Below are 16,107 nucleotides of genomic sequence, written 5' to 3' on the forward strand. Positions count from 1 at the left end.
TGCTAATATTCAAGGTTTTCGTCAACATCATATTTCATTCCCGGATAATTTAAAATCCTACGCATCAAACCTATCTGTCCGCATAAATAGTCTTCACGGCCAATACACATTCCGACAAAATTGAGTTTTGTTTCTTTGATAAAAGGGATATTCATTCCTATTTCAAATATTTCATCCAGTTCTACATCTGTTACTTCATGAAGTCTTTGATATACTTTAGCAGAAATTGCATGAAAGTTTTCTTTCAATTCAGCCAAAGTCGGATATTTAAAGCTTTCATCGAGTGCTTTTCCCTGGAAAAACAAGTCATTATAAGGATCCTGTTCCTCAAGTCCCAATACCGCACCCAGGCCGTAGCGCATATTGATAAAGTTTCCTGCCATCCATACAATATGATTGGTTTTATTTTCAATTCTTTTCAGAGCATCTTCTTCCGAAATGCCTTCCAAAACATTCATAAAGCTTTGGGAATGCATTCTGTAAGCCGGAATAACGAGTTCTATTTTTTTTGATTTTGGGGTGTCCATTTTAATTAGATTAGAAGTTAGAGGTTAGAATTTGGGATAAACTCAAAGGCGCTACAGATTTTACAAACTGTGTATTTTTAAGGTGCGAGGATTTTATCTTCGATGAAAACTGTACTTTTCTAAAATAGTCTGGAAACTTCTGCAGTTCATTTATTATTCTGAACAAAAACCAAGTTATTTTATTGCGCCCGGTTTCCCTAAAATTCTCCTGAGATAGCCCAACTGCCCACTGTGGTAAATTTCATGGAGACTAAGGGTTGAGATATCTTTAACCGTTTCAGGTTTAAAACCTTCAAGCGTGTTGAGTTTTGCTTCCAGTTTGTCCTGAGATTGTTTTAAATAAGATTTTAATTCTTCGAAACTGATCAATTTATCTTTGTGATCCAAAGCAATTTCGCCTCTGTCGTAAAAAGAAAATTTTTCGCTGTCCCACACGGATTCTTCTCCTAAGATATTCAGTAAAGGATTTCTGATGTAGATCAAATGTCCAAGAATCCAGTTCATACAGTTGGCTTCACCGTTTGGAAAAACCATAGATTCTTCATTCGTAATGCCTTCAATATTGGAACTGATTACATAATAGGTACTGACTACCTGGTTTTTTATCAGTTCGACATCGTTTGCCTGTGTTTCCATGTAGCTGTTATTTGATAGTTGGAAGACAGCAATTATTCGGAAGGTAATTGAGAAACATCTGCATGCATTACTTCCCACTGATGGCCGTTAAGGTCTGCAAAACTGCTTTGGTACATCCATCCGTGATCCATAGGCTCGCTGTATTTTGAACCTCCGTTTTCTATAGCTGTTTTTACCATGTTATCCACTTCGTCACGGCTATTAACTCCTATGGCGAGAAGCACCTGTGTTGTATCTCCTTTTGCAAAAGGCCTGTTGGTAAAGGTCTGGAAGAATTCTTCTCTGAGAAACATTGCATAGATATGATTTTCTTTCATGATTACGCAAATTGCCTTATCATCTGAGAATTGCTCATTGATAGAAAAGCCCAGCTTCGTCCAGAACTCTCTGGTTTTTTGAACGTCTTTTATCGGTAAGTTGACGTAAATTTCATTGATTTTCATTTTATAAATTTTAGTGGTGATTATACTTAAAAATTATCAGGATATACTAAGAAAGTGCTTGCCATAGGACAAGATTTACTTTGTACCCGGACTGAGTTATGCGGTCGGCATTTTAGACAGATCAGCAAAAGTAATATTCCAGCCGTGCCCGTCCGGATCCCAGAAGGAGTTCTGATACATCCATCCGTAATCCTGAGGTTCCTCATGCTGCCACGCTCCGTTTTCTACGGCTGTATTCACTACTTTATCTACTTCTTCACGACTGTTTAGCCCTACCGCCACAAGAACCTGGCTGGTATTTTCTTTGGCAACGGGCTTATTAGTGAAAGACATGAAATAATCTTCCTGCAGAAACATGACATAGATGGTATTATTCAAAGCAACACAGGCTGCCTTCTCGTCCGAGAACTGTTCATTAATTGAAAAACCTACCCTGGTCCAGAATTCTTTTGTTTTCTGTACATCTTTTACCGGAAGGTTCACATAAATCTGATTGACTTTCATTTTCTGTAATTTTAGTGTTAAACTGTACTCCAAAATTACCAAGGTGCAATGAAAATCAACTTGTCATAGGGCAAGATTTAAATTTTCTTGGGATGGGAAACAATTTCTTTCCGGATTCGGCTCAAAGAAGTATCTGTAACACCCAGATAGGAAGCAATCTGTTTTAAGGGAGCAAACTGGATGACTTTGGATTTCTGTTCCAGGAGATTAAGGTATCTTTTGGTTGCCGAAAGGGTAAACATTTCCACAGATCTTTGTTTGTAGGCAAAAAGCTCCTGCGACATCCATGATCTTCCCCATTCTCTAAGGTTTGGAATTTTATGGAAAAGTTCCTGAAACGTATCATAATCCATCCTCCAGCATTCACAGTCTGTAATACAAACGATATTTTCCTGAGAGGGAACCCGCTGAAACATTGACAAAACCTCAATAATGACCTCATTTTCTGTAAAAAAATGGGTGGTTACTTCGTTTCCGTTGAAATCATTCACATAGGAACGTGCAAGCCCACTTTCGAGAATATAGTACTCATTAGCTGTTTTTCCTTCTTCAAGAATAAAATCTCCTTTCTGGAAGGATGTCTTCTCATGAGCCTTAAATATTTCGTCAAGTTCTTCATGGAGAAAGAATGGAAAATCATAGCAGATTTCTAAGGCTTTATTGGTCATTGGTGTCAATTTTTTTAAGTCTTTAAAAATAAAATTTTTAATTGAATTAAAAAGAAAAAATATTAAACAAAGCAATAAATACTTTTACAAAAAAGAAGATACCACACTGAAATAAAAGGCATTTGTAAAGCCTATTTTTTTTAAACAGGCATTTAAAAAACAAATTATTTTAACCACCCTGTCAAAAATTCTTTGAATTTTCGCCACCCCTCCGGAGGATGGGAATGACTATCTACCGATAGAGTAATTGTAAGCTTTTACAGGAAATATTTTTTTAAAACAGGGAAAGCTGTATGGGTTTGGGAGGGTTTGGTTTCTGTGCATCACCGAATACCGCTTTCCCGCCAAAGCGCCATGAATTCTGTATTTCTTCTTCAATCACCTGCTGAATATCAAAATCCGGGGTGAAATCTTTTTCTGCCTTGGTTACGATCTGATGAAGCTTATTCAAAGAATTAAGTTTATCAGCATTGCCCAGTCTGGATTTTTCAATTCCTTTTCTGATAATGTTGATACTCTCATCATAAGTATTGATGGGAACAGGGAAAGGATGTCCGTCTTTACCTCCATGAGCAAAAGAAAACCTTGCAGGATCTGCAAATCTTGACGGTGCCCCGTGAATGACTTCACTTACCAGAGCCAATGACTGCATGGTTCTGGGGCCTACTCCTTCCAGCATCAGCAGATCTTCAAAATTCTGAGGCTGCTGCTCACGGGTTACATACAGAAGTGCTCCAAGGCGTTTCAGATCTACATCAGAAGCCTGGACATCATGATGGGCAGGAAGAATCAGTCTTGCAAAATCTTTCATCACTTCTGCTGAATCGGTATGGGAAATATCAAGAATTCCCTTTCTGTTTTCTGAAGCTTCAGCATCAGTAAGATTAAGGATTCGGCCTCTTGAAACTCCGTTGATTCCTGTATGGGGATTTTCTACGAATGAGGTGAGATTTTCGGAATGCCAGTGATATCGCCTTGCTGTTCCGTCCGACTCATGCATTCCCTGCTGGATAACACTCCAGTTTCCATTATCTGACAGAATGAAATTGTGCAGATACAGTTGATAACCATCATGAATGGCTGTATTATCCACTTTTGCCGAAAGCTTGCTGGCCCTCACCAGATCTGTTCCGTTCAGTCCGGTTTTATCTGCAATTTTAATCAGTTCTGATGGTGTTTCTCTGGAAAACTTTCCTTTTCCGCCACAGATATACAGCCCCAAAGACTGGGAATTGGGATTAATAGAACGTTTCAATGCTCCCATAACGGAAGTGGTAATTCCTGATGAATGCCAGTCCATTCCCATCACTGCACCGAAGCTCTGAAACCAGAACGGATCTGCCAGGCGGCGCAATACCTCATCTTTACCATAATCCATGAGAATTACTTCAATAATGGAAAGCCCCAGCACAGACATACGCTCATACAGCCATGGCGGTACTTTGCCATAGTGAAGGGGTAAATCTGCGGTTCCTGAACGTTTCATTCTACAAAATTAGCTTTAATATTCCGGATTTTTATTGACTGTAATCAACATTCGGTAAGATTTATTCTGCTTTGAAATTAATGAATGGAGAAAAATTCAAGGTCTTTATGTTTTGCTTCATCATATTCATCTTCAAATGTAATTTTATTTCCAAAAGGATCAATTACCGTAAAAGATACAGCTCCATAAAACGTTTTCTCAAGTCCCGGACGATTGTATTTGTATTTTTTGTCAATGAGTTCTTTGTGATACTGCGGAACCCCTTCTCCCCAGACAGCAACCCTTGTTCCCGGGGTACCGTCGCCGTGGTGCTCGCTCAAATGGAAAATGATGTTTTCTCTTTTCACTTCCATATAAACGGGGGTATTTTCGTCAAAATAATGTTCCCAAACGATCTCAAATCCTAACCAGTCTAAATAAAATTCTTTTGTTTTCTGATAATCGAAGATTCTTAGTATCGGAATAATTCTATTTGCTTTCATTATCATTTTTTATTGGTGAGACAGTATATTAATCAGTTTATGGAATGGATCTTTAACAAAGAACCTACGTACTCCCCAGTCTTCATCAGTAAGATCATAAGTAATTTCAAAGCCTGCATTTTTCATTTTACTATATACTTCATCTAGATTATCCACTTCAATGGAAAGATCAGGAACTTCCGTATCGTTTCCCCCCTGATCTGCAAAGCTGATCTGAACTTTTGACTCTTCATCGTTACCCAAGGTTCTAATCCAGCCATGATCCATCAAAACATCCAGTTCCAGAATGTCATGATAAAACTGATCCGCCCTGGAAAGATCTTGCGTTTTAATATTGACTACGATTCTTTTTACCATTTTACATTGGTTTTCCATAAAAAAGCCTTGTGAAATTACGTAAAAATTCACAGGGCTTTATCAATTTTTGTATTATATCTTGTATTAAATGGAAGCAGCCGCTTCTAAAATCAGCTGAGTAACTTCTTCAGGATGTGATGCCAGTGAAGCATGTCCTGCATCTAAAGAAATTATTTTCTTGGGTTCAAGACGTTCTGCCATTTCTCTTTCTGTTTCTGCAGGGATCATTCGGTCCTGCAATGAGATCTGATACCAACTTGGGCGAGTTTTCCAAGCCGGTTCACCTGCTACATCACCAAAACACTGGCCATGAATAGGTTTTTGCGACAGTGACATTACCAATGCTTTTTCATCATCTAAATCCTGGCAGAAAGCAGATTTAAACTCATCATACTTAATCCATAAAAAACCTTTGTTATCAGGGTAAATACTTGCTCCTCCCGGAGATTCACGTCTTCCTAAAAGTGAACCCAGGCTGTCTCCTGCATCAGGTGCAAAAGCAGCAATATAAACCAATCCGGCCACTTTATCATGATTTCCGGCTCCTGAAATAACAGCACCCCCATAAGAATGTCCTACTAAAAGTACTTTCCCATCCTGGGCATCAATAAGATCTTTCGTCTTATTAATATCGTCCTGAAGTGAAGTCAGTGGATTCTGAACACTTCTTACCTTATAGCCTGCTTTTGTAAGAGAAGGAATAATGTATTGCCAGTGTGATCCGTCTCCCCATGCTCCGTGTACCAAAATAATGGTTAAATCTTTTTGTTCCATAATGATTGTGTTAAAATTTTATGATGATAAAGCTACACCTTAAAAGATCAGCAGACGTTAACTTAAGTTAATTAACAATACGGCTTCTGATACGACTGAGAGATTGTTCTGTTACCCCAAGATAACTGGCAATATGTTTTTGAGCTATTTTCTGGAAAAGTGCAGGCTGTTTTTTGACAAGATTAAGGTATCTGTTTTCAGGGGAATAACACAACAGATCATCGATTCTTTTTTTGGCATCCAGATAAATTTTTTCACTCATCATTCTTCCAAATTGCTGCCAGTAAGCTTCCTTTTTATACAGAGTCTGAAGATGATCTTTACTCAGCAGCAAAATTTCACAGTTTTCCAGCGCCTGGATATTCATATTGGATACGGTATCACAAAGAATGCTTTCATAATCCGTAAAAAATTCATTTTCAAAATAGAATCCAAAATTGATTTCCCGACCCTGGTCATTGATATAAAAGCATCTGATAGTCCCTTTCTTTATAAAGCCCAGATATCTGCATTTCTCTCCCTGTTTCAGAAAAAAATCGGATTTCAAAAGTCTTGTATCATGAAGCAAAGCATAGAATTCTTCAAAATGATCTGAGTCTACCTGAAAGAGTTCTCCATATTTTTTATAGTTATCCTGCATCATTTGGTGTTATTAGATTAGATTTTACATTCAAAAAAAGCCTTGCAAAAATATTCACAAGGCTTTTTACAAAAATTATTTTTATTATTTCAATGCGGCAAGAGCAGCATCATAATTAGGTTCGTTAGCAATCTCCGGAACCTGCTCAGTATATACAACTTTGTTATTTTCGTCTGTAACAATCACAGCACGGCTTAATAATCCTTTTAGAGGAGAGTCTGCGATAGTTACTTCATAATCATCACCAAAGCTGCTTCTGAAATCTGAAAGTGTTTCTACATTATTCAATCCTTCTGCTGCACAGAATCTTCCTAATGCGAATGGAAGATCTTTTGAAACATTGATAATTACTGTATTGTCAAGTTTTGAGGCCTCTTCATTGAATTTTCTGGAAGAAGCAGCACAGGTAGGCGTATCAATGCTTGGGAAAATATTGAATACTTTTTTCTTTCCTTCAAAAGTTTCAAGTGTTTTTACATTTAAGCCTGAATCTACCAGTGCAAAATCTTTTACAGTAGTTCCTACAGCCGGTAATGTTCCTATTGTGTGTACTTCGTTTCCTTTTAGAGTGATTGTCGTTGACATAATACTTATTTTTTTAGTTGTTCAAATGTAATCAAAAAAGAAAATTTTTCCGTTCTTATTATGGTTAAATTAATCTTAAAGTGAAAATCCTCCCTGTCTTCCAATCATCATTTTTTCAAACAAAAATTTGTTTATATTCGCAATCCTAAAAAATTAGTAACCATGCGAAGAAAAATTACTTTGTTTTTATTTGCAGTACCTTTTTTCGGTTTTGCCCAATCAGTCATTGGGAATATCAATTCCGGAGCAGTGTCTGCGGATAACTTCAGCCACTCAGTAGGGGAAATTTATGTCATTCCCGACGACCCGGACCAGACAGGCTCAGGAACCATGGGAATGCTTTATCAGTCTGTACTTCAGGTTCTCGGTGTTTCTGAAATAGAAAAAGATCATGTGAAAATTTACCCTAATCCCACTACAGATTTTGTCTACGTAAAATTAAGTTCGAAATCAAAAATTGATGATGTAGAAATTTATGACCTTAATGGAAGGCTTATTTTAATAACACGATTAGAATCTGACAAACTGGATCTGAGAACTTTAAACCAGGGAGTTTACATCATCTCTTTTAAAAATCCAGACCTGAAACCTATTAAAATCATCAAAAAACCTTAAAAACTATTTAAACATGAAAAAAATATATGCTGCAATAGGATTATTTCTTACTACCCTGCTAAGTGCACAGGTTCCGCAGGCTTTCAGCTATCAGACCATTGCTTTCAATTCTTCCGGAGTACCCATTGTTAATGGAAATGTCTCTCTGAGGGTAAGTATTTTGGACAATTCAGCCACAGGAACGGTTTTATATACTGAAAATCATGCTAAAACAACCAATGCCAAAGGTTTGGTAAGTCTGAATATAGGGCAGGGAACGGCTACAGCAGGAAACTTTGGAGGCATCAACTGGGGAACGGGCACAAAATTTGTAAAGGTAGAAATGGATCCTCAAGGAGGTTCCGGTTACACCAATGTAGGAGTCAATCAGTTGATGAGTGTACCTTACGCTCAGGTTGCCAAAACTGTTGTTACAGGCTCCGGGCAGGGAATTACGCTGGTTTCTCCGAATGGAACAAGCTATGTTCTAAATATAAATGATTCCGGTATGTTGAGTCTTCCTACAGCAACAGCCAATAGCGGGCAATCTCTTCCACAAAATTTATATATGTATGGATCCTATAACAATTTTAATACATCCAATGCAGAGCTGTTAAGAATTGTCAATAATACAAAAATCGGGTATAAATATTTACCTCCAAATTCTCAGATAAAATTCATTACTGCCCAAAATGGTTCTGCACAGACCTATGGCTCGGATCCCAACAATATTCTTATTCCCAACGGAAACAGCTACAACACCAATTCAGGTGGATTTTATCAGATCGCACTGGCTCCTACGGGTATGATCGGTAATGGTGTTACTGCCTATACTCCATTTTTCAACAATTTCAGTCCTCAAATAAACTTTTATGGAACTTGGGCTTCATCCGGAAATGTAACTTATGATGTCAATACGGGTACATTCAGTGTTGTGGTTAATGGAGCGACAACCAATACACGGTTTAAAATAATGCTTGCCAATGCTACCAACTACAGTGAATTGCTGGGAGACAACCTGAATGATGGTAATTTTGACATTGAAGGAAGTGAAATTAATTTCCCTAATGCAAGTTCAACACCAAAGAATTATAAAATCACTTTCAAAATAAATGTTGATGCAACCGGAAGCTATACAATTACACAGATATAAAATTAAAGAGGCCAAGCCTCTTTTTTATGGAAATATCTCAAATAAAACAATGATATTTACTAAATTTGTGGGACTTAAAATTTCAAATAAAAAATAACAGTATAATGTCAGAAAAATCAAAAATCTATTACACACTTACTGATGAAGCTCCAATGCTGGCTACTCACTCGTTTTTACCTATCGTAAAAGCTTTTACAAAATCAGCAGATATCGAAATCGCGGTACCGGATATTTCTTTGGCAGGAAGAATTTTAGCTAACTTCCCTGAGTTTTTAAAAGATGAACAGAAAATCGGTGATGCTTTGGCAGAGCTTGGAGAATTGGCAACAAAACCTGAAGCCAATATCATTAAGTTACCTAACATTTCTGCTTCTGTACCTCAATTGGATGCAGCAATTGCTGAATTGCAGGGAAAAGGTTTCGCAGTTCCCAACTATCCTGCAGAACCTAAAAATGATGAGGAAAAAGCGATCAAGGCTAAATATGCCAAAGTATTGGGAAGTGCTGTAAACCCTGTATTAAGAGAAGGAAACTCTGACAGACGTGCTCCAAAAGCTGTTAAAAACTATGCTAAAGCAAACCCTCACAGAATGGGCGACTGGGCATCTGACAGCAAAACTGACGTAGCTCACATGAACAATGGTGATTTCTACGGTACAGAAACTTCTACAACATTAGAAAACGCTACAAAATACAGAATCGTATTCAAAGGAAATGATGGTTCTGAATCTGTATTAAAAGATTTTGCCGGTCTTCAGGCAGGTGAAGTGATCGATTCTTCTGTAATGAACTTAAAAGCATTAAAAGCATTCGTTCAGGAAGCTATCGAAGAAGCTAAGAAAAGAAATGTACTTCTTTCTGCCCACCTTAAGGCAACCATGATGAAAATCTCTGACCCAATCATTTTCGGGGCTATTGTTGAAACTTTCTTCAAAGAAGTATTTACCAAGTATGCTGAGACTTTCAAGTCCTTAGACATCAATCCCAACAACGGTCTTGCTGATCTTTTCGAAAAAATTAAAGGAAATGCTCAGGAAGCTGATATCAAAGCTGATATTGAAAAAGCGCTGGCTGAAGGACCAAGAGTGGCTATGGTAAACTCTGATAAAGGAATTACCAATTTCCATGTACCTTCTGACATCATCGTTGATGCATCTATGGCTGCTCTTGTAAGAGGCGGAGGTAAAATGTGGAACAAAGACGGAAATGAGGAAGATACTGTTTGTATCATTCCAGACCGTTCTTATGCAGGTTTCTATCAGTCTGTAATTGATGATATGAAAGCACACGGAAAATTAGACCCTACCACAATGGGATCTGTTCCGAACGTAGGCTTAATGGCTCAGAAAGCTGAAGAATACGGTTCTCATGATAAAACATTCCAATTATCTGCTGACGGAACTGTAGAGGTTCAGGACGAAACCGGAAACGTTCTTCTTTCTCAAAAAGTAGAAAAAGATGATATCTTCAGAATGTGCCAAACTAAAGACGCCCCTATCCAGGACTGGGTAAAATTAGCCGTTAACAGATCTAGATTATCTGATACTCCTGCCATCTTCTGGTTAGACAAAGGAAGAGCTCACGACAGAGAGATCATCAAAAAAGTAGAAAAATATCTTGCTGATTACGATACAACAGGTCTTGACATCAGAATCCTTGATGTAAAAGATGCTATGACTGAAACACTTAAAAGAGCAAGAGAAGGTAAAGATACCATCTCTGTTTCCGGAAACGTATTGAGAGATTATTTAACAGACCTTTTCCCGATCCTTGAGCTTGGTACTTCTGCAAAAATGCTTTCTATCGTTCCATTGATGAACGGTGGTGGTTTATTTGAAACAGGTGCCGGAGGTTCTGCTCCAAAACATGTTGAGCAGTTCCTGGAAGAAGGCTATTTAAGATGGGATTCTCTGGGAGAATTTTTGGCACTTCAGGCTTCTTTAGAACATTTAGCACAGACTCAGGGAAATACAAAATCTCAGGTCTTAGCGGATGCACTGGATGAGGCAAATGCCAAATTCTTAGCTACAGATAAGTCTCCTGCAAGAAAAGTAGGTCAGATTGACAACAGAGGTTCTCACTTCTATTTGGCAATGTATTGGGCTGAAGCGTTAGCTAACCAGACTGCTGATACTGAACTGGCTGCTCAGTTTGCTCCTGTTGCACAGGCAATGCAGGAAAACGAAGAAGTCATCAATGCTGAATTAATCGGTGCTCAGGGTAAACCTCAAAACATTGAAGGTTACTACAAAACGGATACGTATAAAACGTATGCAGCCATGAGACCAAGCACTGTTTTAAATGAAATTATTGACGGAATCTAATTTCCGCTCTGATATAAACAAGAAGCTCCTTTTTTAAGGGGCTTTTTTTGTGGAACCACCCGTCAAAAGTATACTGGTAAAACCACCCCGTCAAAAATTCTTTGAATTTTTTGCCACCCCTCCGGAGGAGGGGAATACTGAACACATATTTACTTATCTAGGTCGGCGCGCGTCCCTAATCCCTAATCCCTAATCCCTGCAACCTAGCATCTGCCACCTCTCACCTCTCACCTATCCTCCACAATCACTCTCCTATGCTCTCTACCCCAGTTGATCATTTCCATAATGATTTTTCCAAAAGTCCTGCAATATTCTGTGGGCTCATATTCTATTAAAACAGGAGTTTCAGGGTAAACTGTACGTTTTACCAGTTTGTTCAGTTCCATATCTTTCAGTTCTTTTGAAAGCATTCTGGTGGTAATCCCGGGAATACTCCGCTCAATTTCCCTGAAGCGTCTGTTTCCGTTACAAATTGAATTGATTACAGGAATTCTCCATTTACCGCCGATAAAATAAAGGGTATCCTGCAGGGCTCTAAGTTCTTCGTTCTGATCTCTTTCCATAGTTGCAAAGTTAAATGATATCATGAATGATATTGGTATACTCTGTGATACTGATTACAAAAGTATACCATTTTGAAATAACTTTGTCAAAAAATTTTACAATGAAAAAATTCAGTAACAAACTGGCTATCGTCACAGGAGGAAACAGCGGAATCGGGTTCGCTGCAGCCAAAGAACTTATTTCAGAAGGAGCAACCGTGATCATCACCGGAAGGCGAAAAGAAGCTGTGGAAAAAGCAGCTCAGGAACTCGGAGCTATTCCATTCATTGCAGACCAGGCTGATCTTGATGATATTGACCTGTTAAAAAAAGATGTGGAAAAGCAATTTGGCAAAGCTGATATCCTGTTTATCAATGCAGGCATTACGGGAAGTCTTACACCTATTGAAAACATGGATGTCGAAAATTTTGATCAGGTCATGAATATTAATTTCAGAGGAGCTTATTTCACCTTAAGCAAATTCATTCCTTTATTGAATGACGGAGCTTCAGTGATCTTTTTATCTTCCATAGTCGCTTCTACTTATAAACCCAACAGTTCGGCTTACCAGGCAAGCAAGGCAGCATTGAACTCAATTGCAAAAACAGCAGCAGCAGAGTTAGCCCCAAGAAAGATCAGAGTGAACATGATAAGCCCAGGACCCATAAAAACCGAAATCATGAGTAAGGCCGGGCTGGATGAAGAAACTTTGAAAAGCATTCAAACCCATCTCATAGATCAGATTCCTCTCAATAAAATGGGAACCGCTGAAGAAGTCGCGAAACTTGTGACCTATTTATCAGATAACAAGTCTTCCGGCTATGTCACCGGAACCGAAATTGTGATAGACGGTGGCATTACTTTATAAATGATGGTTTTCACCAAATCCCGGTAAAACAATTGCCGGGATTTTCCTTGTATATTTTCGGGGGTAAAAATTCCGGGTTCACCTTTTGATTTGTCCAACCCGGTCTGTTTTCCGTTTCACAATATGTATTACCCACCTACTTTTGAATCAGAAAATAAAAACAATACTCATTATGGATACCGTAAAGAAAAAAAGAAGTCCCATTGCTGTAGTATTTCTGGTTATGTTAGGAATCTTAGGAGGGTTACAGTTATTCAGCAAACCTCTGGAAGGAAAACCGGTTACAGGAAAAATTGAAGCACCAAGGGAAGTCATCAGCATTCTTGAAAACTCATGTTTCAACTGCCATTCCAACCAACAAAATCTAAGCTGGTATGATAAAATTGCTCCTGTTTCCTGGACAGTCAATAAAGACATCAAAAGAGCCAGAGAAGTGCTGAACTTCTCAGAATGGGAAAAGTACTCTCCCGCTGATCATCAGGGAAAAATGTATGCTATCCTCAATATGATGCAAAGTGGTAAAATGCCCCTCCATGAATATACTCTTCTGCATCCTTCGGCTAAGATTACAGAAAAAGATATTGAAACCATTAAGAAATATACGCTTTCTTTATCTTCAGTAAGTACATCTGCTCAGAAAAAGATTGAAGCATTACAAGTCTCATCCAGTGTACCTATTACAGCATCAACAAAATTTCCTGTTTCTCCCAATGGAGTTCAATACACACCTGATTTTAAAAACTGGAAAGTAATCAGTATGAGTACGCTGTTTGATCATTCCATTCGTGTGATCTATGGAAATGACATCGCGGTAAAAGCTGTAGAAACAGAAAACTTTCACCCGTGGCCGGACGGAAGTATTGTTGTAAAGTCCGTATGGAAACAGCAGGAATTACCTGACGGAGAAATCAGGCCCGGAAAATTTATCAATGCACAGTTTATGGTCAAAGATTCCAGGCAATATAAAGATACGGAAGGCTGGGGATTTGCAAAATTCTCGGGAGACGACCTTCATCCAACCGGAAAGACAGCATCTTTTGCCAAAGAATCCTGCATTGCCTGCCACAGGCAGCTTGCAGAAAAAACAGGATATCTGTTTGATGTTCCCATGAAAGTAAATACCCAAAGATTAATTCAAAATTTACAGAAAAAATGAAAAATACCATACTCATCTTATTGGTAAGCCTTATTTCCCTTACTGCCTGCAGCAAAGAAAACAGTGATACAAATAATGGGCTTGTGAGAGTTGTTTTTGACCCGGGATCACTCAAATTCATTTCCAATTCTTTAAATCCAAAGAAAGAAACGATGTCAGCCTTATATGGAAACAAAAAAGCACTGGAATCTTTGTTAAAAGAGAGCCGGACACCGGAAGCTGATGCCGTCATGAAACTGGTTACCTGGAAATATCACGACAATCCTCAATATATTGGCGGAACCATCACCGGAGAATTGGTAAGCATAGAGACTATTCAGGCTGATCATCTTGGAAAAATATCTTATGATATCAAAAATGACCAGTCGGAAAGCAGTGCTCCTGATAAAGAAAAAAGAATTCAGTATTTCATGAGCTATCGTCCTGTAAGCAGACCTTAATAAAAATTTATGCTTCACTATTTATCATAATATTTCCAATAAAAACATTAATTTAACCTTTTCAAATCAGCAGATTTCATGCAACAGCAAAAAATAAAGATCTCACCTGCCATAATCTGGATAAGCTCTATTTTCCTTGGAGTTTTATCTTCCGTACCTCAGCTGGCCTCTCATGAGTTCAACTGGAAAGAGGCAGCCGTAAACTCAGCAATTACAGCAGCTTTTTCTATTATCATGTGGTACATCAACATTTATATGCTGAACCGTACAGGAAAACGCAGGCAGCATATCTCGTATTCCAGATTGATGGTCGTATTGGCTTTTGGGATGGTGATTATGTTTGGGCTGGCATGGATTCAGCAGCTGATTCTTTCTCATATTAATTTCGGCCCGGTGATGCTGATGGTGGAAGTACGAGGAATTCTGATCAACCTGGTTTGCTATATGTTTCTTACGCTGCTTCAGAACAATTATACGGGACAGCAGATACAGCTTGAATTGGAAAAGGTAAAAAGTGATAATCTTGGAGCCCAGTATGAACTATTAAAGCAGCAGATCAACCCGCATTTTCTTTTCAACAGCTTGAATACGTTAAAATTAATGGCAGAAACCCATGATGAGGAAACAGTTGATTTTATTGTAAAGCTTTCAGATTTTTACCGATTTACGCTGGAAAGCAGAAAACTGGATCTGATCAGTGTTCAGGAAGAAATGAAAATAGTAGATGCTTATCTTTTTCTTCAGAAAGCCCGTTTTGGAGAAGGAATTAAGTTCACCAACGAACTGGGAAAAGAAATTAATGCAACCCTTATTCCGCCATTCACGCTTCAGCTTTTGGTGGAGAACTGTATCAAGCACAATATCGTTTCACAAAGTAAGCCTTTGCACATCAAAATCTATTATGCTGACAACCAAATTGTGATTGAAAATCCCATACAGCGGAAAATGAATACAGAAGATTCTCTGGGAGTAGGGCTTGACAATATTAAAATGCGTTACAAACACTTGCTGGAAAAAGATATCATCATTCATTCAGACGAAAAAAATTTCCAGATAAAACTACCATTAATCCATGAATATAATCATTATTGAAGATGAATTCAGGGCTGCAAAATCCCTGCAGAATTTAATTTCAGACTTAAAGCCGGACTCAAAGATCCTGGGTGTTTACGACAGTATTGAAACAAGCATTGAAGGTTTAAAGGATATCAAACCTGATCTTATCTTTATGGATATCCATCTTTCTGACGGGCTTTCCTTTGAGATTTTCAAATCCGTGGAAATCACCTGTCCTGTGGTATTCTGTACTGCCTTTGATCAGTATATGCTGGATGCCTTTAAAAGTAAGGGGGTTGATTATGTTTTAAAACCGTTTTCAAAGGAAGACATTGCTGAAGCTCTGAGAAAAGTGGATGAACTGAAAAAATTCTTTCAGAAAAACGATCTCCCTGACCTGGAGTCACTCATCCAAAAAATCAGTCAGCCTTCCGCCGGTAAAAGCAGCTTCCTGGTCTTTAAAAATCAGAAATATACTACCATTCCTACGGAAGATATTGCCTATTTCTACATCCATAATGAAATCACACATCTGGTGACATTTGCCAAAGAACAGTTTCCCCTTACCCAACCCTTAGGGCAGGTGGCAGAACAGGTTTCAGACAAACAGTTCTTTAGAGTCAACAGGCAGTATCTGGTTAATTTTAAAGCTATTAAAGAGATGGAGCATTATTTCCAGCGTAAAATACTGGTGAAGCTTACTATTGAAACGCCTGAAAAACTTTTGATCAATAAAGAAAAAACGCATAGTTTCTTTACATGGCTGGAGGATAGGTAAATGAATAAGGAAATCTGAAGCTGGGGGCTGGAAGTACTTGCAGTCATTCTAAGATATAGAACTTTTTTGAAATACATTATAACCCTGATTGAT

At 38.2% G+C, this 16,107-nt stretch carries 20 protein-coding genes; 8 read left to right on the forward strand and 12 right to left on the reverse strand.

From position 1 onward, the window contains the following. Positions 1–2: 2 nt before the first annotated feature. The 11 genes from AC3FI7_RS06440 to tpx form a co-directional block, all read right to left on the reverse strand. On the reverse strand, positions 3–527 hold the full coding sequence (locus tag AC3FI7_RS06440) for a DinB family protein (RefSeq protein ID WP_343658715.1): 525 nt from the start codon (positions 525–527) through the stop codon (positions 3–5). Positions 528–701: 174 nt separating this feature from the next. Next, positions 702–1,163 (reverse strand): hypothetical protein, encoded by a 462-nt coding sequence (locus tag AC3FI7_RS06445; protein WP_491461675.1) that lies wholly within the window; start codon positions 1,161–1,163, stop codon positions 702–704. A 32-nt stretch (positions 1,164–1,195) separates the two neighbouring features. Continuing rightward, positions 1,196–1,606 (reverse strand): VOC family protein, encoded by a 411-nt coding sequence (locus AC3FI7_RS06450; RefSeq protein WP_142726269.1) that lies wholly within the window; start codon positions 1,604–1,606, stop codon positions 1,196–1,198. Positions 1,607–1,702: 96 nt separating this feature from the next. Then, positions 1,703–2,110, reverse strand: coding sequence for a VOC family protein (locus tag AC3FI7_RS06455; protein ID WP_491461676.1), 408 nt, complete (start codon positions 2,108–2,110; stop codon positions 1,703–1,705). A 77-nt stretch (positions 2,111–2,187) separates the two neighbouring features. After that, a complete protein-coding gene (locus tag AC3FI7_RS06460; RefSeq protein WP_142726271.1) occupies positions 2,188–2,778 on the reverse strand; it encodes a Crp/Fnr family transcriptional regulator in 591 nt (196 codons plus the stop codon). A gap of 274 nt (positions 2,779–3,052) precedes the next feature. Continuing rightward, positions 3,053–4,264, reverse strand: a complete 1,212-nt coding sequence (locus AC3FI7_RS06465; protein WP_491461677.1) for a DUF763 domain-containing protein — start codon at positions 4,262–4,264, stop codon at positions 3,053–3,055. Positions 4,265–4,341: 77 nt separating this feature from the next. Then, positions 4,342–4,746: a glyoxalase superfamily protein gene (locus AC3FI7_RS06470; RefSeq protein ID WP_491461678.1), complete on the reverse strand. Its 405-nt coding sequence runs from the start codon at positions 4,744–4,746 to the stop codon at positions 4,342–4,344. A gap of 9 nt (positions 4,747–4,755) precedes the next feature. Next, positions 4,756–5,103, reverse strand: coding sequence for a VOC family protein (locus tag AC3FI7_RS06475; protein WP_343658718.1), 348 nt, complete (start codon positions 5,101–5,103; stop codon positions 4,756–4,758). Between the two features lie 84 nt (positions 5,104–5,187). Beyond that, positions 5,188–5,877, reverse strand: coding sequence for an alpha/beta hydrolase (locus AC3FI7_RS06480; protein WP_142726275.1), 690 nt, complete (start codon positions 5,875–5,877; stop codon positions 5,188–5,190). 67 nt (positions 5,878–5,944) lie between these two features. Then, positions 5,945–6,520, reverse strand: a complete 576-nt coding sequence (locus AC3FI7_RS06485) for a Crp/Fnr family transcriptional regulator (protein ID WP_291896445.1) — start codon at positions 6,518–6,520, stop codon at positions 5,945–5,947. An 81-nt stretch (positions 6,521–6,601) separates the two neighbouring features. Further along, positions 6,602–7,102 carry a thiol peroxidase gene (tpx, locus tag AC3FI7_RS06490; RefSeq protein ID WP_142726277.1) on the reverse strand — a complete coding sequence of 167 codons (501 nt, stop codon included), beginning with the start codon at positions 7,100–7,102 and terminating at the stop codon, positions 6,602–6,604. A gap of 162 nt (positions 7,103–7,264) precedes the next feature. Between tpx and AC3FI7_RS06495 the strand changes: the two genes are divergently transcribed. The 3 genes from AC3FI7_RS06495 (at position 7,265) to AC3FI7_RS06505 (ending at position 11,173) form a co-directional block, all read left to right on the forward strand. Further along, positions 7,265–7,717 (forward strand): T9SS type A sorting domain-containing protein, encoded by a 453-nt coding sequence (locus AC3FI7_RS06495; protein WP_343658719.1) that lies wholly within the window; start codon positions 7,265–7,267, stop codon positions 7,715–7,717. Between the two features lie 13 nt (positions 7,718–7,730). Then, positions 7,731–8,849 carry a DUF8740 domain-containing protein gene (locus tag AC3FI7_RS06500; protein ID WP_491461679.1) on the forward strand — a complete coding sequence of 373 codons (1,119 nt, stop codon included), beginning with the start codon at positions 7,731–7,733 and terminating at the stop codon, positions 8,847–8,849. A 104-nt stretch (positions 8,850–8,953) separates the two neighbouring features. Continuing rightward, positions 8,954–11,173 (forward strand): NADP-dependent isocitrate dehydrogenase, encoded by a 2,220-nt coding sequence (locus tag AC3FI7_RS06505; protein WP_491461680.1) that lies wholly within the window; start codon positions 8,954–8,956, stop codon positions 11,171–11,173. Between the two features lie 227 nt (positions 11,174–11,400). On the opposite strand, the gene AC3FI7_RS06510 is transcribed toward AC3FI7_RS06505, so the two are convergent. Continuing rightward, positions 11,401–11,736 carry a winged helix-turn-helix transcriptional regulator gene (locus AC3FI7_RS06510; protein ID WP_142726279.1) on the reverse strand — a complete coding sequence of 112 codons (336 nt, stop codon included), beginning with the start codon at positions 11,734–11,736 and terminating at the stop codon, positions 11,401–11,403. A 101-nt stretch (positions 11,737–11,837) separates the two neighbouring features. Here AC3FI7_RS06510 and AC3FI7_RS06515 point away from each other — a divergent pair, with 101 nt between their 5' ends. From AC3FI7_RS06515 to AC3FI7_RS06535, 5 genes are all read left to right on the forward strand, one after another. After that, positions 11,838–12,584, forward strand: a complete 747-nt coding sequence (locus AC3FI7_RS06515) for an SDR family oxidoreductase (protein ID WP_491461681.1) — start codon at positions 11,838–11,840, stop codon at positions 12,582–12,584. Between the two features lie 172 nt (positions 12,585–12,756). Next, positions 12,757–13,740: a heme-binding domain-containing protein gene (locus AC3FI7_RS06520; RefSeq protein ID WP_491461682.1), complete on the forward strand. Its 984-nt coding sequence runs from the start codon at positions 12,757–12,759 to the stop codon at positions 13,738–13,740. Further along, positions 13,737–14,180: a hypothetical protein gene (locus AC3FI7_RS06525; RefSeq protein ID WP_491461683.1), complete on the forward strand. Its 444-nt coding sequence runs from the start codon at positions 13,737–13,739 to the stop codon at positions 14,178–14,180. Before AC3FI7_RS06520 ends, AC3FI7_RS06525 begins: the two co-directional genes overlap by 4 nt. Positions 14,181–14,258: 78 nt before the next feature. After that, positions 14,259–15,272 (forward strand): sensor histidine kinase, encoded by a 1,014-nt coding sequence (locus AC3FI7_RS06530; protein WP_491461684.1) that lies wholly within the window; start codon positions 14,259–14,261, stop codon positions 15,270–15,272. Then, positions 15,253–16,014, forward strand: a complete 762-nt coding sequence (locus AC3FI7_RS06535) for a LytR/AlgR family response regulator transcription factor (RefSeq protein WP_142726284.1) — start codon at positions 15,253–15,255, stop codon at positions 16,012–16,014. Before AC3FI7_RS06530 ends, AC3FI7_RS06535 begins: the two co-directional genes overlap by 20 nt. Positions 16,015–16,107: the final 93 nt, after the last annotated feature.

The organism is Chryseobacterium sp. TQ-BC-N36, from assembly GCF_058382295.1.

Bases quoted from the DNA above. Each gene is read 5' to 3' on its own strand.
- AC3FI7_RS06440 (WP_343658715.1), bottom strand. From the start codon at position 527: ATGGACACCCCAAAATCAAAAAAAATAGAACTCGTTATTCCGGCTTAC.
- AC3FI7_RS06445 (WP_491461675.1), bottom strand. From the start codon at position 1,163: ATGGAAACACAGGCAAACGATGTCGAACTGATAAAAAACCAGGTAGTC.
- AC3FI7_RS06450 (WP_142726269.1), bottom strand. From the start codon at position 1,606: ATGAAAATCAATGAAATTTACGTCAACTTACCGATAAAAGACGTTCAA.
- AC3FI7_RS06455 (WP_491461676.1), bottom strand. From the start codon at position 2,110: ATGAAAGTCAATCAGATTTATGTGAACCTTCCGGTAAAAGATGTACAG.
- AC3FI7_RS06460 (WP_142726271.1), bottom strand. From the start codon at position 2,778: ATGACCAATAAAGCCTTAGAAATCTGCTATGATTTTCCATTCTTTCTC.
- AC3FI7_RS06465 (WP_491461677.1), bottom strand. From the start codon at position 4,264: ATGAAACGTTCAGGAACCGCAGATTTACCCCTTCACTATGGCAAAGTA.
- AC3FI7_RS06470 (WP_491461678.1), bottom strand. From the start codon at position 4,746: ATGAAAGCAAATAGAATTATTCCGATACTAAGAATCTTCGATTATCAG.
- AC3FI7_RS06475 (WP_343658718.1), bottom strand. From the start codon at position 5,103: ATGGTAAAAAGAATCGTAGTCAATATTAAAACGCAAGATCTTTCCAGG.
- AC3FI7_RS06480 (WP_142726275.1), bottom strand. From the start codon at position 5,877: ATGGAACAAAAAGATTTAACCATTATTTTGGTACACGGAGCATGGGGA.
- AC3FI7_RS06485 (WP_291896445.1), bottom strand. From the start codon at position 6,520: ATGATGCAGGATAACTATAAAAAATATGGAGAACTCTTTCAGGTAGAC.
- tpx (WP_142726277.1), bottom strand. From the start codon at position 7,102: ATGTCAACGACAATCACTCTAAAAGGAAACGAAGTACACACAATAGGA.
- AC3FI7_RS06495 (WP_343658719.1), top strand. From the start codon at position 7,265: ATGCGAAGAAAAATTACTTTGTTTTTATTTGCAGTACCTTTTTTCGGT.
- AC3FI7_RS06500 (WP_491461679.1), top strand. From the start codon at position 7,731: ATGAAAAAAATATATGCTGCAATAGGATTATTTCTTACTACCCTGCTA.
- AC3FI7_RS06505 (WP_491461680.1), top strand. From the start codon at position 8,954: ATGTCAGAAAAATCAAAAATCTATTACACACTTACTGATGAAGCTCCA.
- AC3FI7_RS06510 (WP_142726279.1), bottom strand. From the start codon at position 11,736: ATGGAAAGAGATCAGAACGAAGAACTTAGAGCCCTGCAGGATACCCTT.
- AC3FI7_RS06515 (WP_491461681.1), top strand. From the start codon at position 11,838: ATGAAAAAATTCAGTAACAAACTGGCTATCGTCACAGGAGGAAACAGC.
- AC3FI7_RS06520 (WP_491461682.1), top strand. From the start codon at position 12,757: ATGGATACCGTAAAGAAAAAAAGAAGTCCCATTGCTGTAGTATTTCTG.
- AC3FI7_RS06525 (WP_491461683.1), top strand. From the start codon at position 13,737: ATGAAAAATACCATACTCATCTTATTGGTAAGCCTTATTTCCCTTACT.
- AC3FI7_RS06530 (WP_491461684.1), top strand. From the start codon at position 14,259: ATGCAACAGCAAAAAATAAAGATCTCACCTGCCATAATCTGGATAAGC.
- AC3FI7_RS06535 (WP_142726284.1), top strand. From the start codon at position 15,253: ATGAATATAATCATTATTGAAGATGAATTCAGGGCTGCAAAATCCCTG.